Raw genomic sequence first — 25,119 nt, 5'->3', positions numbered from 1 at the left:
AATATCACCTCCATATTCAGCCTAATTTTGACTTATCAAAAAAACAAAATTAGGTTGAATCATGAATAGAAAACAGCTTACCTTGGCATTGTTCCTCAGTTTGGGACTAGGTAGCGCAGAGCTCGCCGAGGCGCAAACCAATGATTTTGGAAATCCAAAACTTACTCATTTCTTAAATAAGGAGCATACACGTTATATCAGCTTCAGCGGATACGCTGAGCTGTGGGCGAGATATAGCCAGCTCAATCCGGGAAGCTTGGTAAACAACGAGTCCGTTTCGAATGTATCTGATCTTTCTTTGCGGCGTATTAGGGCAAAGATGACTTATAAGCCTACCGAAAATTTACTGTTTGTATTACAGATGGGGCCTACTAACGTAAACGTCAACAGCAAGACTAATACGTATATGGATCTCTTGGATGCCTATGCGGAATATAGTTTCAGCCCCAAATTTGCGATCGGTGGCGGCCGTTCGACTTGGCGCGGTCTTTCCCGTTTTACAACAGGACCGCTCAATACGCTGCTTTACGACTTGCCCCTGTATGCGACATCCAATACTGGAGCTACTGATATGGTCGTGCGTGAAATGAGCATCTATGCAAAAGGGCAGCTTGGAAAATTTGACTATCGGGTGGTACTGGCTGATCCATATTCCGCCGCCAGTGCTGATCCAAAATTAAATAAAGCCACCTTCAGCAAAAATGAAGCACGCAAAGATGTGTCAGGTTACTTCCGCTACGCATTTCACGATAAAGAAAGTAACGAAACGCCATTCAATTCGGGTACATACCTCGGTAAAAAAGATGTGCTCAGCATAGGGGCTGGATTTGAGTATATGCACAATGCCCTTTGGCATCTGGATGAACGGCAGATGACCAAAAATGACGATATGCGCAATTTTGCAGCGGATATCATCTATGACGCGCCCATCGACAAAGAGAAAGGAACTTCGATTAGTGCCTATGGTATGGCCATGCACAGCGATTATGGTCCTAACTATCTCCGCTTTGCAGGGACAAACAACCCCGCGACAGGTATCGATGCGGCCAATGCAAGCCTGAATGGTGCGGGAAATAGCTTGCCAAATGCTGGCACGGGAAATACATTTTACGCACAGGTCGGCGGTACACTCCCTTATTTCAATCCATCCAAACATAATTTACAGCTGCAGCCAGCGGTTTCTGTACAAGTAGGGGACTACAAGGCATTGAAAGACAAAAGTCTAATTTATGATGCAGGTATCTCGCTACTGATGCACGGTAATAGCAGCCGGCTGACTTTTGATGCGCAAAATCGTCCGATCTATAATTTAAATGCTGCGGATCAAGCTGTGGTAACAGATCACAAGTGGGCATTTGTGCTTAAATATAGAATTGATTTTAATTAAATAGCAATAACATGAAAAGAAAAGATTTTATCCTTACACTAGGTACTGCTGGCGTAATGAGCTTTGCGGCCACCTCACTGATGGCAAAAGAGAAAAAAGCGAAAACAAAAAAAGTGTATTTCCACTATTTGCTTTTTTGGCTAAAACCTGATTTGTCTGCTGAACAGGTAGAAGAGTTTAAACAGTTTTTTGAAGGTCTTAAAAAGCTTCCCTATGTCAAAAATGTACGTTATGGCAAGCCAGCTGCTTCTTCCCCAAGAGCGGTATTGGACAACTCGTTTACCTACAATGCGTCCATGGAATTTGCGACATTGGAGGAACTAGAGGCTTATGGTAAACTGCCGGGACATCTCGCCCTTGTCGCTAAATACAAACCTTATTTTGAACGGATGATGGTGCACGACACGGTTTATGAATTCTAAAATTAAAACAACAAAATAATAATTTCAAACATTACAAAATGAAAATGATATCCAAACTAACTATTGCTTGCGTATTGGCAGCATCAAGCTTAACCGCTGTGAAAGCGCAAGAAGGTCATGGAAAAATTAAGGAGGTCAACGTGGAAGCCGAAGGTAAAATGCCTGCAGTGCGATTGATCAACAATCCGGATGGAACCTGCTCGTTTCAAAAAGGCTTTATTCCAACATTGAAACACGCCAATACGAGTACATTTTGGACAAGCAATAAAACAGAAGAATGGGAGAAAAACGCTCATCCAGCTCCAAGAAGACAATACGTGGTTACGCTGAAAGGTAAAATCAAATTTAAAGTCAGCGATGGTTCAACTTTTTTAATTGAACCTGGAACGATTCTTTTGGCTGAAGATTTGAAAGGTACTGGGCATAGCTGGGAAATGGTTCATTCAAAAAGCTGGGAAAGATTGTATATCCCTATCAATGAGGGGGCTGATGATCTTTTCGTAACAAAAAATAACTAACATTTATGTTGTGCCGCAGTCTGACCTGTGGCACAACATTGCCAGTAATTTTTCTTTTTTCCTATCGTTTCCTCTTTTTTGTTTCGTCATCCAATGTTTTTAAAGACTATTGGATTTTCACTGTACGACGCCAATTTTTATGTTGAACCTTTCATTTGAAAGGTAGCTTGTAGCCGTTTTGTATTGTAAGAACGATAGCCAATTTGAAATAGTTTTATCAAAGTGATTTTTTTTATAAATTGTGTTGGCCTAAAATTAGGAATCCCCTTATTGATAATCCAGAGGGAGCCCATTGGGAAATAAGAAATAAACCATAGATTTTGAGAAAGGACAAGAACTTTGAAATTGCGAAGGAAATTAGTCGGAAGATACAAGAATATCCTTCTTCTCTCTCTTCCGAAGAAAAGTACAAATTATATTGGCTGGCATTTGATCACATAAAAAAAAGTGCTTATAGCGGTAATCCGGAAGGTCAATATGATTATGCGCAACAGTTTGATTCAATTAATTTTTTAGGTGTTAATAATCCATTATACAATCCAAAGAAATGTATCTATTGGTATACAAAGGCGGCCAATGGTGGTTATGCAGAGGCTTATAATAACCTAGCGGATTTTTATGAAAGAGGCGAAGGGATTCAGCAAGATTTAAAGATGAGTTACGCATTATATAAAAGAGGGGCTGAACTCGGGTCAATTATTGCAAAAGCAAATTTGAAAATATTTGAAAGGGAAATAAAACAAGGGAAGTACAGGCTATAATTTCTATAGTAAAGATTTTCTTTTTGATATTGTAAGTAATCTAGAGGATTGTTGCCAAAATGAGCATTGGAGTTAATAAAAATGATGATGAAAATAAATAATCAATGATATGGAGAATGTATTTTTGCTATGGCACACCCACTTTGACGAATCATTAGATGGAGGAGAAGACGTGAAATTGATAGGAGTTTACAGTACCAAGGAACTTGCTGAAAATGCGTTAGTAAGAATGTCCAAAGTAGAAGGTTTCCGGGATCATACAGCGGGTTTTGAGATATCAGAATATAAAATAGATAAGGATAACTGGACTTCTGGCTTTATAACCGAATGAACTTAATAACTTTTGTATAAATAAAAACCCGTCCCCAGCATAAGTTTTAATGTTATGCTGCATTGCCTTCCGTAATTTCCTATTTAAATATAGCTTCCATTTCAGTAATTTTAAGAGTATCTTGTTCAATATTTACTGTCCCAAACAGGTTCCGAAAAATGGAAGGCCTATTTCTTATTGCAAAAAAATGTGTTTCCTTGAGCTTTCCCTTATTGTTGAAATATAGGAAATATTAATATCCAGAAAAGTCAAAATAGTATTTCAAATTCTGTCATTTTTGCAATAAATTGAGGAGTTTATTCTAAAGCAATGAGCAGATATTTTCCACGAACCATTTTAAAATTATTCAGAGTTTATAACCAAGTTTATGCGCAATATGATAAAGATAAAATATACCCTTAAAATCCACATCTTAGTTTTGCTTTGCTTTTCATGCTTTATGGTGAAATCTCAATCCAATGTTATTTTTCCAGTAATTGAGCACAACAATGATCAACTTGACAAAGTTTTTTTTAAAGAAATAACTGAAGTAAATTCGAGTATCTTCAATTTGGATGCGGTTGTCTCTTTTGAGAAAGCTGATTCTACTTTAAATATCTTCTACATGGGAAGGGATTTATTATACGATTATCTGTTGGGCAATTCAAAAGAGATCCTCGGAGTTCAAATAAAAGGTAGGATTATTGGAATACATAAAAGTGCTGAGAAATTATTAGATATAAAACCGGAAGTAGCTTTAGCTTCGAAGATATTTATAAAGCGGAGGAAGTTAAACAAAAATAAAGAGCTAATAGATTTTCCATCACCAACGGATTATAAACACTCCATATACAAGCTAGATAATTCAAAATTTAGACTTATAGAGCGAGATTTTACTCATGTACAAGAACTTTGAAATTGCGAAATAATTGATTTTTTATGAAAATAGGGCGTATTATTAGTTGGTTTGATAGAAGAGATGAGAGGCTTATTGGTGAATTTAATATAGACTTTATACCTTTAGATCTTTTGAAGGAGACTTTTAGACCTCCGATTGAAGATCCTTTAATGTACAATCCTTATGATATTAATATAGCGGAATCTGAAATTCTAAAAAAATATGTAGACATTGAATTCGAATTTGATAAATATATATATCAAATTGATTGTTTTCAGGCTTGATAATTAGGAGACTTTACACATAGAAATATCAGCTTTTAGTAAAAAAGGATTGTAATGAACAAATTGACAGTTTTTGAAATGGCTCTGCTTTTTGCCTTAGCAGAGAAATACCCGGTTTTGTATACTCATATTGATAAAATATATGTAGGTGAAAGAGAATGTACCGGTATGGGGCAATACGTATTCTTAAAATATTATGATGAAAATGATATTCTCCCAATTTCCGAAGATATTCTCTCAGTTGATAAAATCATAATAACAGAAGGATTGGAAATCGGGATTGGGTTCATTGGAAATATTGAAAATTTTAAATTAGTTAATTTGGAACTATTCGTTTATGGTTCTAACGATTGGGATTGTGTTTTTCAAAATTTCTTCTTAAAAGACTTAAAGGACCTATGATCAAGGTCTTTTTTTGTTTTGAAGATTTTACCAAAACAGATTTAGTTATCTTGGAGCGTGTGGGGAATGATTGGAAAGTATCTAAATCAATAAATTCGTATAAATAAGAGCGATTTCAAATAAATATATATGTTGTAGAGCCAGGTCGGGAGATGTGGCTTTTTTACGTCAAAAGGGCCTGATGTTAAATCAGACCCTTTCTCTTAGCGTTTATTTGTACAGTAATCTTTATGTTTCCTATCGTTTCCTCTTTTTTGTTTCGTCATCCAATGTTTTTAAAGACTATTGGATTTTCACTGTACGACGCCAATTTTTATGTTGAACCTTTCATTTGAAAGGTAGCTTGTAGCCGTTTTGTATTGTAAGAACAACTGCCATTTCCAAATAGTTTTATCGGAGTGATTTTTTTTTATAAATTGGGTTGACTTATTTAAACTGTATGAACATCTTGGTTATTCTAATGTCATTCTTGTTCGCCCATATTCCGCAAGTTAACGCTTATAATGGCTAGCGGGTTCCTATCGCTGACAGATTGTCTATTGGTATCCGGCCTATGAACTACATATCAGTTGATTTTTTGAAGTTCTGTGGGTAAAGCTCTTTTATATTCTTGTGGTTTATTGACGCTATATTCATTAGCGTATGTTTTAACCACAGAAATGGGTTCACCTCATGCTTTTTGCAGATAGCGAAGAAAGAGTAGATCATTGCTGATCGCTGTGCTGCCTCATGGCTTCCGGCGAACAGCCAGTTTTTGCGTCCCAGAGCAACAGGGCGAATGGCATTCTCGATAAGGTTATTGTCAATCTGCAGATTCCCGTCGCGCAGATATTCCGAGAGCATGTCCCAACGTACGTATGCATAGGCCATAGCCTTCCCGATCTGGCTTTTGGGCAGGGTGTCCTTTATTTCATCAAAGATCCATTTGCCCAGCTCGTTGATAACCGGGAGCGATTCTTTCAGCCGCAGCTCCTTGATCTTATCGGGTGATAACTTTTCTTCTTTGGCTTTTCGCTCAACTTTATAAAGTTCCTGTATCATCAGCAGTGCCTTTTGGGCCCTTGCCGGGTCATTCTTTAGGGCCTTCTCAAACTCACGGCGTGCGTGTGCCCAGCAGGCCAGATGGGTGATGTCTTTCTTTTTGCCAAACTTTTCGTAGGCCGCATACCCATCCGTCTGCAGATATCCTTTAAAGTTATCCAGCATGGATTTAGGTACATGACCACCACGGGAAGGGTTATAATCGAACAGTACCGTTTTATCCAAAGGCGAATGGTAGACCCAAAAGTACCCCTGATGGGCAGCTCCTTTTTTATCGCTGTCCAGTACTTTTATAGGGGTCTCATCAACCTGCAGATAGCCCTGAGATTTGGTATCGAAGACCAGCTGTTCATATAATGGTTCCAGTTTTTCCAGGGCCTGTCTGGTCCATCCTTCGATGGTTGAGGATGGGATCTGTATGTTTTCCCTTGCGAAGATCTGTTTTTGCCGGTATAGCGGAAGGTGGTCCTGATATTTACCTACCAATATCATCGCCAGTAAGCTCGGCCCTGCAATTCCTTTATCGATGACCCGTTCAGGCAGTTCGGCGATGGATACGCCATTTCCGTTTCTAGCTGCATATTTATAACGGATGTAACGTTTGATATAGAACTTTGCAGGCTCGCACTCCAGTTCCTCGGTAATTTCCTTGCCGATACAGACCATTTTGGAAAGGTCTCCTTCAGGGTGTATCTCGATCTCGACTACAGGGAGATGGGCAGGTAATTTAGCGCGTCCTTTATGATTGGGACGTTTACGGACATACTCGATCTTTTCTTTGATTTCTTCCTGTTGCTGCTCTGCTTCAGCAGGCTCTGCATTAAAAGGGAGCATCGTCTGATCAGGATCGCCTTCAAAGCGCTCACGCTTCTGTCCGAACTGCATACGCTGAAGCATCTCCACCTGAGCTTTCAGGTAATCACGCTCCTGTGAAAGAATCTCACGCTCCTGATGGAGGAGTTCATTCTGTTTGGACATACTGGAAACCATTTTCAGAAGGTCTTCTTTTGATAGGTTTTCCAGTGCTGTTTCCATACCCTAAAGATACTCAAAAGATACCTTTATTCCTATTTTAAGTCCATTTTTAAGGTAAAGAAAAACGTCTTTTTTGAATACTTTTTACCACCTGTATCCCTTCGACCATCAGTACCAGGTCGCTCCAGGACAATTCTCCGTTTTTTACCTTCGGCGGCATGAATGTTCCGCTCTCCAGACGCTTATAATAAAGGACAAAGCCTCCTTGTTCCCAGTGCAGCAGTTTCATATGCGTACGGCTACGGTTCAGAAATACGAAAACCTCACCATTGGTAGCCTGACGACCCATCCCCGAACTGATCAATCCACAGAGCCCGTCGAATGACTTTCTCATATCGCAAAACCCATCGTAAAGATAAAAGCGGTGCGATGACCCCAGTGCAAACATCAGTACAGACGGATCAGCTGTGATACAAGGGCAAGATCATTTTCGACCTTTATACGCACACCGTTGGGATAGATAATCTCAACATCGTTCCTTCGGGGCGCGTTGTCGATTGTGATAAAGTTCCCTCCGGTAGTGTCATTTTCTTTACTGCGCGAAAACCAATAATAAAAAGTCGCTTCCTTGATCCCATTTTCCGTGCAATACGCTTTCTTGCTTTTTCCGCTCTGTTGCCAGTCTGCTATCATAGACAGCATACGCTCACGTTTTTCTTGAAGGTTGTTCATAACAGCAAAGCTAACCACTGAGCCGACCTAAGTCAATATGTACTTGGTAGAATGGATACGTCTATTGTACGTTGAATAAAAGCATCAGACGCTAAATTTTTAACCGTATTCTTATTGAGTATACCATTCTGTTCTTTTAAGATATATTCACTAGCTTTAAACCACTGCATCGGTATTCCATCTATTTCTTTGTCTGGTAAATAAGAATAAATGAAATTCAGTTTTTCGATGTCGGAGACCAATTTCTTTACTTCATCGGCGTAATTTTTCAGTTGTGACACGCTGAGGCTATCTTCAATCCTTTTTGTCAACAATCGGTCCTCATACAATCTCGATTCGGTGAGCTTGATGACTTCAATAAAAGAAGCGACCGACGAATCATCAAAACCATCCCACCAATAATCACGTAGTTGTTCATTTTCAGTGTCAAAATAAACCCTTCGTTCTTCTGTTGACATTAAGGAGCCTGGTCTTACATAACTTTCTGTTGGAATATCACCCCAAACGGAAGCCCATCGGGTTGTTTTGGAATAATAAAAACATCCAGTAAACTCACTCTCCATATACCTGTCAATTGTTAGTCCTAAGGATAAATAAAAACCGTTTTCTAGCTTTTTTGAAAAAAATCCTTGTGCGCTAGATATAGAGTCTTTAAAATAGAGGTACCCCAATGTCGCTAAAGGAGCCTTGACTTTAGTGATTAATTTTGCTTTTGTTAACTTCATTTTTTCAAGAATATTTCTCACCTCAAAAACTTCTCAAACAGTTCTCTTTCCTATCTGTACGCTATCAATATAATAGGTGCTCCTTTTGATGTCTTTGAGAGCTGCACTGTAGTCTGGGCATAACCTAACGAAAATAATGATGCGAAAAGGACAGTAAATATTAATTGTTTCATGTTGATTAATTCACATGAGTTGTTGTCAATATAAGTTATTTCTAAGTTTTGAATAAAACCTAATTATTTTTAACTCAAATACATCACCATAGCATCTCCATTCTCCGCAGCTTTTTTATAGAAGATTTTGAGATCATCGAAGTAATCGAGAAGATATTCCAAGGCATTTTCATCATCTTTCCAGATGTCAGGGTAGATACCTTCTTCTATCATCTTATTCGGATTATAGTTTGCTGAAAGCTCTTCCTTTGTAAGATCTTTTATCGCGCTATATATTTCTTTGGTTTGTTCAGCTGTACTATATGTTGCCGGGCCATAACCCATATCTTGATCGGGGTCAATTTCTGTAGGCCCCATAAGTATACCTAAAAGCGGTGCTTCTTCTTCAACTGCTTCTGCCAAGCTTTGTCCAGTAATTAGGAAAAAAATGCCTTCCCAAGCTTTATCTAAATACAGAAAGTTTTCGCTATCAATATTATTTTGTTTGAATGCAATATCTTCTAAACGTCTACTATCTGCGATAAAGTTATTAAGTGTTTCGTTATCTACACGTAGATAGCTTTGTGTCATTCCCATGGTATAATTTAAAGGTTAAAGTGTTTTTCTGATACCCATGTCTTGATATCTCATTTATATGGCCTTTGTTAAATTTTGTATCTCCATAAAAATAATGAACTACGCTATTTAAAACAATACGATAAATTCAATTATTTGAAATTTTCTTGATGGGCGTGTTATTATTCGACGTCTTCCTTTGTATCAGCAACCACTCATAAATCCAGGGCTCAGTTTCATAAAGGTATTGGGTGCCGTGACCTTCACCTGCGATGCGGTGAAAGATCATATTTACATTGCACTTCTTTAGAGATTCGGCTATACGTTCTGTTTCGTGTATGGCGATTTCGTTATCCGTTCCATGATACGTCAGGATAGGGATGTCTTTAAGTGTACAAATCCGAGTGGTGTCGCTATAGTTTACTCCTTCCTCTAAGCGTCGCGCGTTAAAAAGAGTTAATAACATTGCTAGATGTTTGGTTTTATAATATTTTTATTGTAAAACTAATTGAAAATGAGTAGACTGCAGTTGTTGTTGCTATTGCTCTTTATCGCAAACTTATCTTCTGCACAAGATCTGAAAGGCACGATTAAAGATAAGTATTCGGGTGATATTCTTATAGGTGTTTCGATCAAAGTAGCTTCACGCAGCACCTATTCCGATAGCTATGGCAAATTTATATTGACAGGCATTAAGCTTGGAGATACAATTACCTTTTCTTCAATAGGATATCGCGAGGAAAAATATATAGTTGATAATAGCAATCTTGATAATTTGGTCATATATATGAAGCAAACAACGATATTGTTGGATGAAGTCAAGATCAATTCTTTAGGAAATTATAAGGCTGATTCCTTAAAGTTTCGGGAAGAATTTGCCAAGACTTTCAATTATAGCAAACCCAAATTTAAAGACATTTTCATCAGCAAAAATTATTCTTCAAATGTCCCGAGACACCCTAATCAAGCTAGCAATAGTACCGCCTCGCTGATTAGTATTGATGTGCTTTCTGTTATTTCTATGTTAGGGAAAAATAGGACCCCTCAATCCAAGCTCCAACAGAAATTGATAAAGGAAGAAGAAGAACAGTATCTTGATAATACCTTTTCGAAGCGTAAGGTTCAAAATTTGACGGGCCTTAAAGGTGATTCTCTACAAACTTTCATGCAGTTGTACCGTCCGAATATTGACGCCGCTAAATACATGTCCGACTATGATATTATCCTGTACATCAAAAAAAGTTACCATGAATATATCGAGCCTTAAACTTCGCCCCATTAAGTCAATTTGTTATAAGATATGGCACTTATTATTTTAAGATAAATAGAATAGCGCAATAGAAATTCCTAGTGATGCAATTAATGGTACAATGGAAGATTTGGCTCTATACTGTAGATCATTAGGAAACATTTGTTGTCTGATAAAAAATAGACCAGTTGCACCTATGCCCGAGAGGATGAAGTTAACATAAAATATATTCTGGCTCATTTCAGGATAATTATTTCGAATATAATTTATAATAATTAGTTGAATGCCTATATAAATAATACTATAAAAAGTAGTAATAACAGCTCCTTTTATATTTTTTATTTTTATGAAATTTAGCACTTGAAGTACACCACCAAAAAAGACACCAAATATTACGGAAAGCATCCAAATAAGTGTATTTGTATATAGTTCAATAGCGTTTACGTCCTCTGTGAGCCCTTTGTCCCATCCTTTGTCCACTATTTTTTCACTATCGTTTTTTTTGGCAATTAAAGCTTCGATTCGTGCTGTTTCGGAAGGAGTAAAAGTTCGCCCACGTTCCTGTAGAATCTCGTAGGCATATTTTACAGCATTTGAAACAGATCGACTATCTGGTTCTATATATTTTTCGAGTTCTCTATCTGATAGTTTACTAATAACATTTTTATTAACCATATTTTGAGAAGAATTTAAGATTGAATGCTTTATCAGTAAAGATCTAAATTTAATATTATTTTTAAATAAAAATCTACTGCTAACCTTCACCTCACCATTTCCGCCATTTACCGAGTTTTCCGGATTGTTGGTCTAAAGCAAGTAGGCTAGAGGCGTATTGTGTCGTAGTTTTGAGTCAACAAATAAGAACAACAGAACTAACACAATAAAAAAAGACATTATGAACCATCATGAGTGTATTCAAAAGGCACTCATGATAGCTTTATCATCAAATAAAAAACAAATAATTTCGAGAAAAAACGCTAGTAAAAACATTCGCAGCAGCAGCGCTAATCGCAGTATCTACTTTCGCTATGGCAACTGAAGGACCTGGAGCAAAAGCAACAAAAGCAAACGTTAACCTTTCCACAGCAGACTTGGCACTCGATCACTATGTTGCGGTAACTACGGAGGGCGAATCAGCAGGAGTAGAGGAGTTATTCGCAGAAGATTTCAATCAAAAGATCCAGGCCTCCAATGCACAGTCTAACAACCGTAGTGCCGTAGTTAAACTATTGAAAAAGCAAAAAGGAGGGAAGCTGAACTGTACAGTAAGCACAGACATTTTAGAAGAATCGGCAGACTATATGGTCGCTAAAGTGACCTTGAAATTTGAGAACTTCACCAAAACAGATTTAGTTACCTTGGAGCGTGTGGGTAATGACTGGACAGTGTCCAAATCAATCAATTCGTATAAATAGAACTTTACAACTTGTGGTTTGCCAGTAACAAAAGACAAACCACTAGTGGATCATCTATTTAATTTTAGTTTAGAAGCCAGGTCGTGAAATCTGGCTTTTTGATTGTTATTTACGAACACTTAATCTTTTTGTATTTACAATCTGATCATTTGTGTTTTTAAATTCAAGAATATAGTTGCCAGGCCTTAAATATAGAAATTCCTTTGTGTTTTTGATGAAAAGCTGGTCTGCTGGTATTCGATGTCCTTGTTTTTCGTCTGCATAATAAGCTTGAACAAAAATCCCTTTTTGTCCGTGCGTATCTAGCTGTATTGACTTTGTAAGGTTATTATCTGACAAGTATTCAGGGCGACTATTTGGAGTTAGATAGCGAGGGTAAAAAAGTGAAATATCCACGAAGTCATCATGCCAGGCTGTACCGTCTTTTAAAGCGACGACAGGTTTGCTAAAGCTAAACGAAACAAACTTGTTTACGGTAAGGAATTCGTCCGTTTCAAATTGGGAATAATATCGTTCAATATGTCGAGTTTGTGATATTGTTAAGGGGTCGATATTGGTCATTTCTTTAAAGAACTGAGCCATTTTTTTCCAGTTGGTTCGTGTATTTTCATGGATATGGTCATATCCTGCATACACAAGCAGTTTCGCATCAGGATCAGTTTTTAGCAATTTTGCTAGGTTGACGGCTTGTAATGAGTCGCGCATGCGATTACTATTTGTATTGTTGGCGTCATAATTTATCAATACAAAATTTTGTCGCAATGCTTCCCTGATCATTTCTGCGAAAAGGGGCTCATGGCTATAATAGCCTGTTGTATCTGTAACGGTTCGTGTCGTGTTAATGTTTTGATCAGCAAGGTCTTCAATAGCTAAATATTTAAAACCTAATTTGCGAAACCCATTTAATAATTGAGCTGCAAATGTGCGATGATAGGGAATATTATGAGCTTCGTTGATCATGACTACTTTTTCATTTTTGGCCTTTTTTAGGATGAACTTTCTGGCATCGACAAAGTCGTGCTGCTTATAAAATTTGCTATCATATTTTATTTCATCGTTTTTGAGCGCGTGGACATATTGCTGATCCCAATAAAATCTGGAGCTATCATAGTTGCCGATAAAAGAATGATAGGTAGATTGGAGTTGATAAAAAAGAGATTTCGTTCTTGCATCCATGCTATCCACTGTTAGCTTGTTGAATTCCTGGATAGCTATCTGGTAGTTTTCTGGATGCTTTTTAAAAAGTTGGTCATTGAGATCAAATAATTTTTGCGTTGTGATTTGTCCTGAGACTAAGTCGCTAATTATAAGTAGGAATAGCGTGAAAAATATCTTCATAACTAGTTTTTTAGTTTTATAACTAATATATTAGTTTGAATCCTGCTTTCAAAATTAATCTGTTAGAAATTGGATTCCACCGCTGAATTTGCCTTCGAACACCATGTTGCGGTAAAGACCGAGGGAGAATCAGCAGGCGTAGCGCATAGTTACCTTGGAGCGCGAAGGTAATGACTGGAAAGTCTCCAAATCGATCAGTTCGTATAAATTAGGAGCCATCCCTTACAAATAGATAAGTTGTGAAGCCATGTCGTGAGGTGTGGCTTTTTCTATTTTATGTTGTTTTCAAGTCTGAGGTAAGTAGAAGACTTCTCTGCAAAATTGGAGGCTGAAATAGTTTAGAAAATTATGTATTATTGCTAGCGTACATATTATGCAAAGTAGTTTTACGATGAGACTAAAATTTCTCCTTGTTATTTTGGGGCCAAGCTTTTTGCTTTTTTCTTGCAAAAACAAGAGTTTAACAAATTCCATTTGGAAAAATTGTGGCGATAATAGTGACCTACAGGATATCCTTGTGTTTAATGATACGAGTAATTTCGTACGGAATGATACCATCTATAGCAGGCTGGTTATTGACTCCCCAATCGCTGTGATTAACCGGATTGATAGCTATTATGGCGAAAGAAGGTTATATCTAAATAGGCTTTCTGATCAAAAAACCTATAGGTACTGTGAGCAATAATTGACCATATTAACATGTTTTAATTTATGCAACCAATAATGATCAACAGTATAATGTCGGTTTAAGAGTGAAAAAAACTAAAAATTGGCCATTCTTATTTATTGTATTTTTATTGGTTTTGGCAATTGTATATTCACGGTTAATTACTCATTCGATGATTATAGGGAAATATTATTTTAAATATCACGAATGTACTGCTATGGGGGATTTACCGAAAAGCGATGATATGCTTACTTTGCTTGATGAAAATAAATATAGAAGTTCTTACTGGGGAAATGGGGAATATCGTATAGAATATGATTTTTTTAGAACACTATTAGTTTTAAGCAATTCAGGTGGGACGGTCTCAAATGAGTTAGAAATAAAAAAAGTTGGAAATAAGATCAATATTGTATTGGATGATACCTGTAATTTTTTTTATGAAAAGGCTGATTCGAAGATATCGGATTAAATAGGAGAAATTATTCTGTACTTTTAATAAAAAAAGTAATTAAGACCATTACAAAAGCACTTATGCGAATGAATAAGCAATGAGTACATAAAATGAAGTTAACTAATCAAAATACGCAATTTATTAAATTATTACCTATAGGGGTTTATTTTACATGCCTTGTTCAAATTTGTATCGGCTTTTTGGCCGGCTATCCGTTTAGTTTAGTCGTAATTTTTTTCGTGTTGATATTCCTTTTATATGTATTTCTTGTCAAGAAGTTAGGATTATATTATAAATTGGATGATTTATCCTATGAAAACGATGTGTTTTTTTACTTCGAAACTATCAAAACCATTTACTGTAAAAGATATTGATATCATTAAAAATTTGAAAAGCGGAGAGATTACTAAAGTGATCTTAAAAGACGGAAGGGTCTATTACTTTATTTTCAACTCCGAAGAAAGTAGAACCTTTCTCTGTAAAAGCGGGGATTGAGACCGTTTGTAAAAATTAGGTTTTGGATATCTTGGAAAGTATCCAAATCAATCAATTCGTATAAATAGTATCTAATAACTGGTGGTTTGTGAGTTCAGGCAGACTATAGACCACTAGTAAATCATGTGTTTATTAAGGTTACGTCGGGAGATGTGGCTTGATTTAATTACAGTCGAGTGTAAATTTTACTTCTGTGCGTGTTACGAGTGTAAAAATAGTAAAAAAGCACTCCTGTTTTTTGTTTAGGTGTAAAAAATGCTCTTATTTTACTTCACCTCCCCATTCCCGCCATTCACCGAGTTTTCCTGAGCGTTAGTCTAAAGCCCATAGGCTAGGGCCTATTGTGTTGTAGTTTTGAGTCAACAAATAAGAACTAAAAACTAACACAATAAATAAAGACATTATGAACCATCATGAGTGTATTCAAAAGACACTCATGATAGGTTTATCATCAAATAAAAAACAAATAATTTCGATAAAAAAACGCTAGTAAAAACATTCGCAGCAGCAGCCCTAATCGCATTATCAACTTTCGCAATGGCAGCTGAAGGACCGGGAACAAAATCGGCAAAAGCAAACGTTAACCTTTCCACAGCAGACTTGGCACTCGATCACTACGTTGCGGTAACGACAGAAGGAGAATCAGCAGGCGTAGAGCAGTTATTTGCAGCTGATTTCAATCAAAAGATTCAAGCTTCCAATGCGCAGTCTAACAGCCGTAGCGAAGTGGTTAAATCCTTGAAAAAGCAAAAAGGCGAGAAACTAAACTGTACAATAAGCACCGATATCATCGAGGAATCGGCAGAATATATGATTGCTAAAGTAACTTTGAAATTTGAGGATTTCACCAAGACTGATTTAGTTACTTTGGAAAGTGTAGGCAATGACTGGAAAGTATCCAAATCAATTAATTCGTATAAGTAGTATCCAATAACTGGTGGTTTGCCAATCATAAAAAGACAAACCACTAGTGAATCAAATCTTTAAATTTAGTTTAGAAGCCAGATCTTGAAATCTGGCTTTTTTATGTCAAAAGGGCCTGATTCTCATCAGACCCTTTCTCTTAGCGTTTATCTGTACAGTAATTTTTATGTTTCCTATCGTTTCCTCTTTTTTGTTTCGTCATCCAATGTTTTTAAAGACTATTGGATTTTCACTGTACGACGCCAATTTTTATGTTGAACCTTTCTTTCGAAAGGTAGCTTGTAGCCGTTTTGTATAGTAGGAACAGTTGTCGATTTGAAATAGTTTTATTGGAGTGATTTTTTTTTATAACAGGATATTTACCATGAAAGAGGAATTTGCAAAAGAAAATTGGCTAAAAATAATTGACCGGTCGAATAGCATTAGGGATTTGATTGAAAGTCAGGATGATTGAAAATGGCTTATATTCTATAATTCAGCTATGGAGAAAGCTTATAAATTGATTCCCCAACAATTAGTAATTTTATTTAGACCTGCAATTTTGTAAAGAGAATGCTGGGCTCATCCGTTCAACATCTACCGATCACTATAGTTCGACCTGGACTATTATGGTTAGCGGCTTCTGTTTGTCCATGTTGTAAAATATAAAATTCTGATTTTAGCAATTATGAAAATCTATTGTTCGAGGATGGGTTTAAATAACTTTTATAGGGGTCTTGTTCGTACCTGCTTCGTACAGCCTTCGGATCAGAACATGTAGGGTTCGATTGTTGACTAGTCTCTGAACAGTTTTTCCCTGTTCAGAGACTGTACAAGGTCTGTTGGGTGTTTGTACATTATCTGTAGTTGATCCGAACGTGGTACGAATCTGATACGAAGCAGGCTCACCTCTCTATTCCCGCCATTCACCGAGTTTTCCTGTCTATTAGTCTAAAGTCCATAGGCTAGGGGCCTATTGTGTCGTAGTTTTGAGTCAACAAATAAGAACAACAGTAAGAACAACAGAACTAACAATATAAAAAAGACATTATGAAAACGCTAGTAAAAACATTCGCCGCAGCAGCCTTAATCGCAGTATCAACTTTCGCTATGGCAGCTGAAGGACCTGGAGCAAAAGCAACAAAAGCAAAGGTTAACCTTTCCACCGCAGATTTCGCTTTAGAGCATTATGTTGCGGTAACGACTGAAGGAGAATCAGCAGGAGTAGAGCATTTATTCTCAGCTGATTTCAATCAAAAGATCCAAGCTACCAATGCGCAGTCTAACAGCCGTAGCGAAGTGGTTAAATCCTTGAAAAAACAAAAAGGCGAAAAGCTAAACTGTACAGTAAGCACAGCTATCATCGAGGAATCGGCAGACTATATGGTGGCTAAAGTGACATTGAAATTTGAAAACTTTACCAAGACAGACTTGGTGACTTTGGAGCGTGTGGGCAATGACTGGAAAGTATCTAAATCAATTAATTCGTATAAGTAGTATCCAACAACTAGTGGTTTGTCAGCTCAGGCAGGCTACAGACCACTAGTGAATCATATGTTTAAGTTTAGTTTAGAAGCCAGGTCTTGAGATCTGGCTTTTTTGTTTTGTCATGCAATGTGCGTTACTCGTTGATTGCCGATCAAGGTTTTAGTTCAAAAAAGTATGTTAGATGATTGGTATGAGATGAAGAATAAGCCGATAATTTTAAATTTGTAATGATGATGGATAAAAAAGAACTTATTTTAATGATTGAAATTCAGTTGAAAAGCTTTATAGATTCCAAAAGACCGAAAGATGTAGAAGTGCGCAAAAAATTGGATTTTGGTTATTCGTGGGATGGACAAACGGCTTTACTGTTTGAAATTAGACCACAATGGAATGACCCATCGAATATTTTAGAATTACCGTTTGCAAAGCTTCGCTTTGTGAAAGCATCTAAAATTTGGAAACTCTATTGGATGCGAAGATCGGGCAAATGGGAGGCTTATGAACCGGAGCCCGAGAGTACTAATCTGCAATTATTGTTGGATGAAATAAATCATGATGGATATGCATGTTTTTTCGGATGATAAGCTTCATGAAAAATTATTTCCTCCTATCTTTTTTATGGCACCACGATAGTATTGTTTTCATTCTTTTGAACCATCCCATGCGTTAGTGACGTTACATTGACTGTTAGCGTTGAATTCATTGTTATTTTATGGTTGAATAAGATAGTTTACGAAACGGTATTTCTGATATTGTTACAATTAGGTAAGTTGTTTTAAAATTACACTCCGCACTGTTCAATTCTGGCTAAAACGAGACTCGTGATGTGAAATTTAATTCAAGACTGAATTCTCTATTTTTAAATGCTCCAGTTTTTAGGGAGAGGTCAATGCCCGAAGATCTGACTGTAAATGACAGGAACTTCAAGTTAGGAAAAGGATTAGGAAAAGGTTTAGGGAAAGAAATAGTTGTAAGTGCTTGCTCAGAATTTCCGACATACCACTTAATTTGGCGCAATCGAAGGTAAATACTATACGATAGATTGTTTTGTTGTAACAAATATTTGCTAAATTTGTTACAGATTAAATGGTTTTTAATGTCAGAAACATCTAGAAATAAGATAGAAACAAAGATTTTTAAGTCTTCTCGCGGCGAATTTTTTTTCGCAGCTGATTTTAAGAATTATGGGACACCAGAGAATATCAGGTTGACACTTTTCCGCCTGGAGAATGATGGACTTATTGAAAGATTGGCTCATGGTATTTATATTAAACCTAAAAAGGACCCTTTATTGGGTACAATATATCCTAGTGTTGAAGAAATTGCTAAAGAAATTGCAAGGCGAGACAAAGCTCGTATTGCTCCGACAGGTGTATTAGCGTTGTATTTATTAGGGCTGACTACGCAGGTGCCGCTAAAAGCCGTTTATTTAACAGATGGTTCACAGCGGGATATTAAAATAGGTAAGCGTACAATCAAATTTAAACGTACTGTACCCAAAAGCTTTGCGATAAAAGATGATTTATTACAGTTGGTTGTTTCAGCTTTTAAAGAACAAGGTCAAGAGGGACTTTCTGAAGAATTCTTAAGCATGATCAAACATTCAGTCAAAAAGATAGAAAAACAAATTCTTGATTCTCAGTTGAAATATGCTCCAGTATGGATCCAGAAAGAAATAACTAAGCTTTACCAATCCTAAAATTATGTGGTTAAATCTTAAGACAGAACAAAAGAGGCTTGTATTGGATCAATTGAGCAATATAATGGGATTGCCAGCTTTTGTTATTGAAAAGGATTGGTGGGTGTGTATTGTTCTGAAGGCTGTTTTTGCAACAAGATATGCAGAGTCTATTATTTTTAAAGGCGGTACGTCTTTAAGCAAAGCGTATCAGTTGATAGACCGTTTTTCAGAAGATATCGATTTAATTATCGATCGACATCTATTAGGTTTCGATGAATTAGATTCGAAATCTCAAATCAAAAAACTAAGGAAGGCTTCTGGAGGTTTTATCGTTAATGAGTTTAGGGAAGAATTGATCATCCAATTGGAAAAACTGGGAGTTTCCAAAGAGTTCTATGAAATTCGTTATAATGCCCATGTAGACGATACCAGCGATCCCAATACGCTGGAAATTTATTATCAGCCTGTGACCCCTGTTGGCAATGTTTACATTCAACAGAGAGTCCTGCTCGAAATGGGAGCGAGATCACTGACAGAACCATTTGAAACGCAAGAGGTCGTATCTTTTATAGACAACCATTATAAAGATCAAGACTTTATTCAACCAGCCTTTAATGTTCGGGTCGTAATTCCTACGCGGACTTTTATAGAAAAGGTTCTCTTACTACATGAAGAGTTTTCGAAGCCGGTTGACAAAATCAGGACAGATAGACTTACTAGGCATTTCTATGATATAGATCGGATTATGAATACTGATTTTGGGGAAAAAGCCATTGCTGACGAAGAATTATTTAACACAATAGTTCAGCATCGCAAAACAGTCACTCCAATACGAGGAATTGACTATTCCAACCATCGAAAAGGGAGGTTAAGTATCCTTCCGACTGACGAGGTAATAAAAGAGTGGGCAGCGGATTATAAAACCATGCGTGAAAATATGATAGTGGGAGAAAGTCTAACATGGGAGGAACTTCTAATAAGTATCAGAAAAATTCAAGATAGCATGAATCGTTAAAGGGCAGAATAACGAAATATTCTAAGCGATTAAGAAATATAGTCACGATAAAATAACCTTTACATATTACAACAATCTATATGATTCTACTAAATTTTTAGACGCTTTTGATATTATAACTGGTAAAATATACAATAAATCATACTAAGGTTAAAAGCTGAATGGCAAATTATTGCGCCCCAAATGGCTCCTGATTTCACTTTAAAGAAGTAAAACAGTCTGCTTACAAAATACATCGAAAAACACCATATGAGAGTAGGTATAAAAAGAAGATGCCAGCCGTCGAGCAGGAATATTAATCCAAAATGTGCGATATGGGTTAAGGCAAACGCCGAACTATCAAGTATTGATGCTCCACGATTCCCGAATCTCGAAACAAAGGTTTCATGAACTATTCCTCGAAAATAAAGTTCTTCGCCAAAAGGGCTAAATAACATTCCTGTGCCAGCCATGATGAAGAACATTTGCCTTTTTTCCTCTACAGTTAAATCTGTGGGAATTTTATAGGAATTTGATATATATACATACCAGTTTTGATAACTGTCCTGATAAAGGTATTTACCCAAGAGGAATAACAGGTAAGCATACAAGCAACCGCTAATAAAAGCTATGGATAACCACTTATAACTTTCAGGTTTGTTCCAGCCAATAGCCTTAATTCCCTGTTTATTTAAGAATATGAAAGGAACAATAAATGATACCAGCATTATTAAACCAATAAAACGATAATCGGCATATTGGTTAGCATGGAGCACCATAATAAATCTTGGTACACAAATTATTAGAATTAGAAATAACCCAAACTTCCAATTGAAATCGAGGATACTTTTCCAAAAAGATCTTAAATAAGATTGCATAAAGATATATTTCTAATGGGTTACTATAAGATAGCAAAAAACTTTCTCTTTTTACCTCCCCATTCCCGCCACTCACCGAGTTTTCCCGATCGTTAGTCTAAAGCCCGTAGGCTAAGGGCCTATTGTGTCGTAGTTTTGAGTCAACAAATAAGAACAGATAAAAAACTAACACAATAAAATAAAGACATTATGAAAGCATTAGTAAAAACATTCGTAGCAGCAGCCCTAATCGCAGTATCAACTTTCGCTATGGCAGCTGAAGGACCTGGAGCAAAAGCAACAAAAGCAAACGTTAACCTTTCCACAGCAGACTTCGCTTTAGAGCACTATGTTGCGGTAACCACAGAGGGAGAATCAGCAGGAGTAGAGCAGTTATTTGCAGCTGATTTTAATCAAAAGATCCAAGCTACCAATGCGCAGTCTAACAGCCGTAGCGAAGTGGTTAAATCCTTGAAAAAACAAAAGGGCGAAAAGCTAAACTGTACAGTAAGCACAGATATCATCGAAGAATCCGCAGACTATATGGTGGCTAAAGTAACGTTGAAATTTGAAAACTTCACCAAGACGGATCTCGTTACCTTGGAGCGTGTAGGGAATGACTGGAAAGTATCCAAATCGATCAATTCGTATAAATAGTATTTAATCATTAGTTGTCTGCTCGGTAGCAGACAACTAGTGAATCATATGTTTAAGTTTAGTTTAAAGGCCAGGTCGCGAGATCTGGCTTTTTTCTTTTGCTCAAGTATAAGACAGACTTTTTGGTTAACTTTAAGTATTCATGGGTGATGATGAGTTTTCTTTATGAAGTGAGTATTGCCACAAGGATATATTAATTATGACCGAAAAGTATTATTATAAACTTTATTTACAAATTGTTTTAAAAGGAGCCGATTACGTTTTTGGCTATTTAAATGTCTCTCATATTCCTTATGAAAAATTTTATGAACTTTTTCAGGATCAAGTGACTACTGAAACCTTCTTGTTTAAAGATGTCAGTTATTTTATAGACGAAGAGCTCTACCAGAAGAATAAGGTTTTTCTGGATAAGGAAGTTTCTTTCACATTTGATTTTGATTTATTTGAATATAGTATCGGTCTTACAGGAGATCCATTTAGTCGTTATATAAAAGATTATTACGAAGAGCTGCCACCCGCAATAAAACGGAAATAAAAATGTACCTGTATTTATAAGAAGAAGAAAATATGCTAAGATGCGAGTACATAAAGATAATGGAATAGATTGGTTGGGCATGATTCCTGAGCATTCGTAAATTCGGATATATGACTAAAATAATCATTCCTCTTATTCTAATCTTTCTATTAATTGGTTGTAAATCGATTACCGATTCGGTAGATTATTTTGGGCAAACCTACCCTGATTCTATCCCTATTGTTTTTGCCCCAGGTACCATTTCAGTAAAAGGCCGACTGGAACATGGTATTTCATTTACACCTGATGGCGGGGAATTAGCATTTGGAATACTCGATAAAGAAGATTTCAGTGGAGCGATATTTCATGCTAAAATAATCAACAAAAAGTGGACTAAACCTGTAGTTTTCGAACCATTAAGAAATAAGTGTGTCTATTTACCCTATTTTTCACCTAGCGGTACATCCTTACTTTTTAGTCAAAGTAATGCTGGAAAGGACAACGCCTCCACAGATATTTGGATACTTGAGAAAGTTAAAGGTGAGTGGGGGATTCCAAATATGATACAAGCTCCAATAAATTCGGCAAGTAGGGAAGCAAACGCCTGCATGACTTATGACGGTACAATCTATTTTTCATCCAACAGAAATTGCGAGGGAAAGGAAAATTGCCACAACGCTGATTTATTCTATTCAAAGCTCGTGGGTAATGCGCATCCAAGCGCAGATATCATACCGGAATTTGCCTCCCCAAATGATGAGGAAAGTGTATTTATTTCTCCAAAAGAGGATTACATAATTTTTTGTAGATATACAAACGATGAAAGTAAAGTCGATCTATATATCAGTTACCGCGATATACACAATAATTGGATTGTGCCGCAAATTGTTCATTCAACAATAAATTCAAAAGATTGGGACAGAAGACCATTTGTAACTATTGATAATAAGTTCCTGTTTTTTACTCGATTGCAAATTGGAGAAAGCGGAGTAACCGAATCTGATATATATTGGGTTAATACTTCAAAACTGTTTAAGCCTTTTGTCTATAATTCTCTTTCTGATACAACAATTCAAATAGGAAGGAAATTCGAGATATCCGTCCCAAAAAATTATTTTAAAGATATAGATGATGAACGGTTGGTGTACAGTATTAACCAAAACCAACTTAATTGGCTGCATTTTGATAGAGAACAAATGAAATTATCTGGGCTGCCAACCGTCGAGGGGGACTTTGAACTCACTTTTTCAGCAAGAGACCGATATTCAAATATGGCAGACGATAAGATTATTATAACCGTAAAAAAGTAAATACTGCTATAAGACTTTTCACCTCCTCATTCCCGCCACTCACCGAGTTTTCCCGATCATTAGTCTAAAGCCCATAGGCTAGGAGCCTATTGTGTTGTAGTTTTGAGTCAACAAATAAGACCAACAGAACTAACACAATAAAATAAAGACATTATGAGAACACTAGTAAAAACATTCGCAGCAGCAGCCCTAATCGCAGTATCTACTTTCGCTATGGCAGCTGAAGGACCGGGAGCAAAAACAACAAAAGCTAACATTAACCTTTCTACCGCAGATTTCGCTTTAGAGCACTATGTTGCGGTAACCACAAAGGGAGAATCAGCAGGGGTAGAACAATTATTTGCAGCTGATTTCAATCAAAAGATCCAAGCTTCCAATGCACAAAATAACAGCCGTAGCGAAGTGGTTAAATCCTTGAAAAAACAAAAAGGTGAAAAGCTAAACTGTACAGTAAGCACTGATATCATCGAGGAATCGGCAGACTATATGGTGGCTAAAGTAACGTTGAAATTTGAAAACTTCACCAAAACAGATTTAGTTACCTTGGAGCGTGTGGGCAATGACTGGAAGGTATCCAAATCGATCAATTCGTATAAATAGTATCTAATAACTAGTGGTTTGTCAGCTCAGGCAGACTACAGACCTCTAGTGAATCATATGTTTATTAAGGCCACGTCGTGAGATGTGGCTTTTTTTACGTCAAAAGGGCCTGATTCTTCATCAGCCCCTTTATCTTAGCGTTTATTTGTATAGTAATTTTTATATTTCCTATCGTTTCCTCTTTTTGTTTCGTCACCAAATGTTTTTAAGATAATTGAATTTACAATGTATAACGCCAATGAAACATTGGGTATTGATAACTATAACATTGATTTCAAGTTTGAGTTGTTCACACCTTTGTTTTTAAAAAAATCTTCGAATGGTATCCCATTAATTTTCTTTGTTTTATACCAAAGGTTCAGTTTTCTATTGAGCTGTTTATCGGGCATATAATTTAACTTGGCTTTTTTAAAATAGTCCAAAAATTACCGTTTAATATACCATTGCCCCAATAGAACTCAAAATCTCCAATTCCTTCTACTGCATGCCAATCATTACCTTTATTTAAACCTGCACTTTTTGTAAAAGGAATGTGAGGTTCATTTGTCCAAAATCTATCTATAGCTATAATTTGGCCTTGATTATTTAAATTTATGGTAGTATCTTTTATTATTCCCCCTTTTAGCGTATTTAACTTTTCAACAGAAAGATAATTTTGTTTTGAAAATTCTTACTATGCGGATATATTCCCGCCGCATTGGTTCTATAAGGCTCCATATACCCATTACCAATAAAATAGGATTCAGTTAAGGTCTCGTTGTCAACTAGAAAATATTCATTTTTTCGCTTTATCACGATTTTATAATCCGTTCTTTTCAAGTTGAGTGATGGCGTCTCTGAAAAAATACCTAAAGGAGCATAAGTCGCATAAAATATATCTTTTGCTGAGGTTCGCAATAGGCTATCCAAAGAAATTACGTTTATATCCTTGTTAACAATGGCTTTCGAGATATTTTTTAGCTCAAATTTAGACCTTGTCAACGGCGTTATTGTAACTAAGATATCAACGGGTAAACTTTTCCCTTCACGTTCAAAGCTTATAAAATTCTGAAATACTTTTTGATTTGAATCATAATCAGTTATGCTTTTTTTGAACAGAAAGTTATAAATAGTTAAATCTGGGAAATTGGTGCTGTCGGATCTGATTTCTGCATATGTTCTTTTGCAGAGTAAATGCCCGTCCAGTGAATCGGTTAGTTTGTCTTGATCAAATACAACATATCGGGTTTGAGCAAAGCAGCTACCAATAAGTTGGAAGGCTAATACGGCTAAGAAAGTAAATAAGATTATTATTTTGCGCATGATATTTTTTTATTA

At 36.5% G+C, this 25,119-nt stretch carries 29 protein-coding genes; 20 read left to right on the top strand and 9 right to left on the bottom strand.

All coding sequences use genetic code 11. The features are described 5' to 3' along the window. Window positions 1–61 precede the first annotated feature (61 nt). The 8 genes from DTA23_RS00705 (at window position 62) to DTA23_RS00670 (ending at window position 4,982) form a co-directional block, all read left to right on the top strand. Window positions 62–1,387: a hypothetical protein gene (locus DTA23_RS00705; protein ID WP_112373530.1), complete on the top strand. Its 1,326-nt coding sequence runs from the start codon at window positions 62–64 to the stop codon at window positions 1,385–1,387. Window positions 1,388–1,398: 11 nt separating this feature from the next. Continuing rightward, window positions 1,399–1,809, top strand: coding sequence for a Dabb family protein (locus tag DTA23_RS00700; protein WP_070565284.1), 411 nt, complete (start codon window positions 1,399–1,401; stop codon window positions 1,807–1,809). A 38-nt stretch (window positions 1,810–1,847) separates the two neighbouring features. Further along, window positions 1,848–2,327 carry a cupin domain-containing protein gene (locus DTA23_RS00695; protein ID WP_239468731.1) on the top strand — a complete coding sequence of 160 codons (480 nt, stop codon included), beginning with the start codon at window positions 1,848–1,850 and terminating at the stop codon, window positions 2,325–2,327. A gap of 320 nt (window positions 2,328–2,647) precedes the next feature. Then, on the top strand, window positions 2,648–3,088 hold the full coding sequence (locus tag DTA23_RS00690; protein ID WP_112373529.1) for a tetratricopeptide repeat protein: 441 nt from the start codon (window positions 2,648–2,650) through the stop codon (window positions 3,086–3,088). 109 nt (window positions 3,089–3,197) lie between these two features. After that, window positions 3,198–3,419: a DUF7336 domain-containing protein gene (locus DTA23_RS00685; RefSeq protein WP_112373528.1), complete on the top strand. Its 222-nt coding sequence runs from the start codon at window positions 3,198–3,200 to the stop codon at window positions 3,417–3,419. A gap of 376 nt (window positions 3,420–3,795) precedes the next feature. Continuing rightward, window positions 3,796–4,314, top strand: coding sequence for a hypothetical protein (locus tag DTA23_RS00680; RefSeq protein WP_146752978.1), 519 nt, complete (start codon window positions 3,796–3,798; stop codon window positions 4,312–4,314). Between the two features lie 23 nt (window positions 4,315–4,337). Continuing rightward, window positions 4,338–4,580, top strand: coding sequence for a colicin E3-like toxin immunity protein (locus DTA23_RS00675; protein ID WP_112373526.1), 243 nt, complete (start codon window positions 4,338–4,340; stop codon window positions 4,578–4,580). A 54-nt stretch (window positions 4,581–4,634) separates the two neighbouring features. Then, window positions 4,635–4,982 carry a hypothetical protein gene (locus DTA23_RS00670; RefSeq protein ID WP_112373525.1) on the top strand — a complete coding sequence of 116 codons (348 nt, stop codon included), beginning with the start codon at window positions 4,635–4,637 and terminating at the stop codon, window positions 4,980–4,982. A 558-nt stretch (window positions 4,983–5,540) separates the two neighbouring features. Here the strand turns inward: DTA23_RS00670 and tnpC are convergent. The 5 genes from tnpC to DTA23_RS00645 all read right to left on the bottom strand — a co-directional run bounded on the left by tnpC (window position 5,541) and on the right by DTA23_RS00645 (window position 9,204). Beyond that, complete coding sequence (tnpC, locus tag DTA23_RS00665) at window positions 5,541–7,058, bottom strand: IS66 family transposase (RefSeq protein WP_112373524.1); 1,518 nt, start codon at window positions 7,056–7,058, stop codon at window positions 5,541–5,543. 49 nt (window positions 7,059–7,107) lie between these two features. After that, window positions 7,108–7,446, bottom strand: a complete 339-nt coding sequence (tnpB, locus tag DTA23_RS00660; RefSeq protein ID WP_112373523.1) for an IS66 family insertion sequence element accessory protein TnpB — start codon at window positions 7,444–7,446, stop codon at window positions 7,108–7,110. Beyond that, window positions 7,446–7,730, bottom strand: a complete 285-nt coding sequence (gene tnpA, locus DTA23_RS00655) for an IS66 family insertion sequence element accessory protein TnpA (protein WP_239468721.1) — start codon at window positions 7,728–7,730, stop codon at window positions 7,446–7,448. The genes tnpB and tnpA overlap by 1 nt, the downstream gene beginning before the upstream one ends. A gap of 32 nt (window positions 7,731–7,762) precedes the next feature. Beyond that, the gene (locus DTA23_RS00650) at window positions 7,763–8,455 is read right to left on the bottom strand and encodes a hypothetical protein (RefSeq protein ID WP_112373522.1); all 693 of its coding nucleotides are present in this window, start codon (window positions 8,453–8,455) and stop codon (window positions 7,763–7,765) included. A 242-nt stretch (window positions 8,456–8,697) separates the two neighbouring features. After that, window positions 8,698–9,204 (bottom strand): YfbM family protein, encoded by a 507-nt coding sequence (locus tag DTA23_RS00645; protein WP_075991455.1) that lies wholly within the window; start codon window positions 9,202–9,204, stop codon window positions 8,698–8,700. A gap of 493 nt (window positions 9,205–9,697) precedes the next feature. Here DTA23_RS00645 and DTA23_RS00635 point away from each other — a divergent pair, with 493 nt between their 5' ends. Further along, window positions 9,698–10,450, top strand: coding sequence for a carboxypeptidase-like regulatory domain-containing protein (locus DTA23_RS00635; RefSeq protein WP_112373520.1), 753 nt, complete (start codon window positions 9,698–9,700; stop codon window positions 10,448–10,450). A gap of 48 nt (window positions 10,451–10,498) precedes the next feature. On the opposite strand, the gene DTA23_RS00630 is transcribed toward DTA23_RS00635, so the two are convergent. Then, on the bottom strand, window positions 10,499–11,107 hold the full coding sequence (locus DTA23_RS00630) for a hypothetical protein (protein WP_112373519.1): 609 nt from the start codon (window positions 11,105–11,107) through the stop codon (window positions 10,499–10,501). 353 nt (window positions 11,108–11,460) lie between these two features. On the opposite strand from DTA23_RS00630, the gene DTA23_RS00625 reads away from it, so the two are divergent. Further along, window positions 11,461–11,847 (top strand): nuclear transport factor 2 family protein, encoded by a 387-nt coding sequence (locus DTA23_RS00625; RefSeq protein WP_112373518.1) that lies wholly within the window; start codon window positions 11,461–11,463, stop codon window positions 11,845–11,847. Between the two features lie 105 nt (window positions 11,848–11,952). Here the strand turns inward: DTA23_RS00625 and DTA23_RS00620 are convergent, their stop codons facing one another. Continuing rightward, window positions 11,953–13,185 carry a hypothetical protein gene (locus DTA23_RS00620; protein WP_112373517.1) on the bottom strand — a complete coding sequence of 411 codons (1,233 nt, stop codon included), beginning with the start codon at window positions 13,183–13,185 and terminating at the stop codon, window positions 11,953–11,955. A gap of 752 nt (window positions 13,186–13,937) precedes the next feature. On the opposite strand from DTA23_RS00620, the gene DTA23_RS00610 reads away from it, so the two are divergent. The 6 genes from DTA23_RS00610 to DTA23_RS00580 all read left to right on the top strand — a co-directional run bounded on the left by DTA23_RS00610 (window position 13,938) and on the right by DTA23_RS00580 (window position 19,885). Further along, the gene (locus DTA23_RS00610) at window positions 13,938–14,321 is read left to right on the top strand and encodes a hypothetical protein (RefSeq protein WP_146752977.1); all 384 of its coding nucleotides are present in this window, start codon (window positions 13,938–13,940) and stop codon (window positions 14,319–14,321) included. A 1,014-nt stretch (window positions 14,322–15,335) separates the two neighbouring features. Then, window positions 15,336–15,722, top strand: a complete 387-nt coding sequence (locus DTA23_RS00600) for a nuclear transport factor 2 family protein (protein WP_112373513.1) — start codon at window positions 15,336–15,338, stop codon at window positions 15,720–15,722. Window positions 15,723–16,751: 1,029 nt separating this feature from the next. Next, window positions 16,752–17,198 carry a nuclear transport factor 2 family protein gene (locus DTA23_RS00595; RefSeq protein ID WP_112373512.1) on the top strand — a complete coding sequence of 149 codons (447 nt, stop codon included), beginning with the start codon at window positions 16,752–16,754 and terminating at the stop codon, window positions 17,196–17,198. 218 nt (window positions 17,199–17,416) lie between these two features. Further along, a complete protein-coding gene (locus DTA23_RS00590; protein WP_204990800.1) occupies window positions 17,417–17,770 on the top strand; it encodes a DUF3024 domain-containing protein in 354 nt (117 codons plus the stop codon). 515 nt (window positions 17,771–18,285) lie between these two features. Next, entirely contained in the window at window positions 18,286–18,888 is a 603-nt protein-coding gene (locus DTA23_RS00585) for a DUF6088 family protein (RefSeq protein ID WP_112373511.1), read from the top strand. A gap of 4 nt (window positions 18,889–18,892) precedes the next feature. Next, on the top strand, window positions 18,893–19,885 hold the full coding sequence (locus DTA23_RS00580) for a nucleotidyl transferase AbiEii/AbiGii toxin family protein (RefSeq protein WP_112373510.1): 993 nt from the start codon (window positions 18,893–18,895) through the stop codon (window positions 19,883–19,885). A 113-nt stretch (window positions 19,886–19,998) separates the two neighbouring features. Here DTA23_RS00580 and DTA23_RS00575 read toward each other — a convergent pair whose 3' ends face one another. Beyond that, window positions 19,999–20,742 carry a CPBP family intramembrane glutamic endopeptidase gene (locus DTA23_RS00575; protein ID WP_112373509.1) on the bottom strand — a complete coding sequence of 248 codons (744 nt, stop codon included), beginning with the start codon at window positions 20,740–20,742 and terminating at the stop codon, window positions 19,999–20,001. A gap of 189 nt (window positions 20,743–20,931) precedes the next feature. Here DTA23_RS00575 and DTA23_RS00570 point away from each other — a divergent pair, with 189 nt between their 5' ends. From DTA23_RS00570 to DTA23_RS00555, 4 genes are all read left to right on the top strand, one after another. Continuing rightward, the gene (locus DTA23_RS00570; protein WP_112373508.1) at window positions 20,932–21,378 is read left to right on the top strand and encodes a nuclear transport factor 2 family protein; all 447 of its coding nucleotides are present in this window, start codon (window positions 20,932–20,934) and stop codon (window positions 21,376–21,378) included. A gap of 199 nt (window positions 21,379–21,577) precedes the next feature. Continuing rightward, on the top strand, window positions 21,578–21,913 hold the full coding sequence (locus tag DTA23_RS00565) for a hypothetical protein (protein WP_075991470.1): 336 nt from the start codon (window positions 21,578–21,580) through the stop codon (window positions 21,911–21,913). A 110-nt stretch (window positions 21,914–22,023) separates the two neighbouring features. Continuing rightward, on the top strand, window positions 22,024–23,202 hold the full coding sequence (locus DTA23_RS00560; protein WP_112373507.1) for a putative Ig domain-containing protein: 1,179 nt from the start codon (window positions 22,024–22,026) through the stop codon (window positions 23,200–23,202). Window positions 23,203–23,355: 153 nt separating this feature from the next. Continuing rightward, the gene (locus DTA23_RS00555) at window positions 23,356–23,802 is read left to right on the top strand and encodes a nuclear transport factor 2 family protein (RefSeq protein ID WP_112373506.1); all 447 of its coding nucleotides are present in this window, start codon (window positions 23,356–23,358) and stop codon (window positions 23,800–23,802) included. Window positions 23,803–24,432: 630 nt separating this feature from the next. Here DTA23_RS00555 and DTA23_RS00550 read toward each other — a convergent pair. Then, window positions 24,433–25,104 (bottom strand): hypothetical protein, encoded by a 672-nt coding sequence (locus DTA23_RS00550; RefSeq protein ID WP_112373505.1) that lies wholly within the window; start codon window positions 25,102–25,104, stop codon window positions 24,433–24,435. Window positions 25,105–25,119: the final 15 nt, after the last annotated feature.

Origin of the sequence: Sphingobacterium multivorum (genome assembly GCF_900457465.1) — a bacterium.
Lineage (GTDB): Bacteria > Bacteroidota > Bacteroidia > Sphingobacteriales > Sphingobacteriaceae > Sphingobacterium > Sphingobacterium multivorum.
The sequence above is the reverse complement of the archived record's forward strand: the minus strand, read 5'-3'. Positions and strand labels throughout refer to the sequence as shown.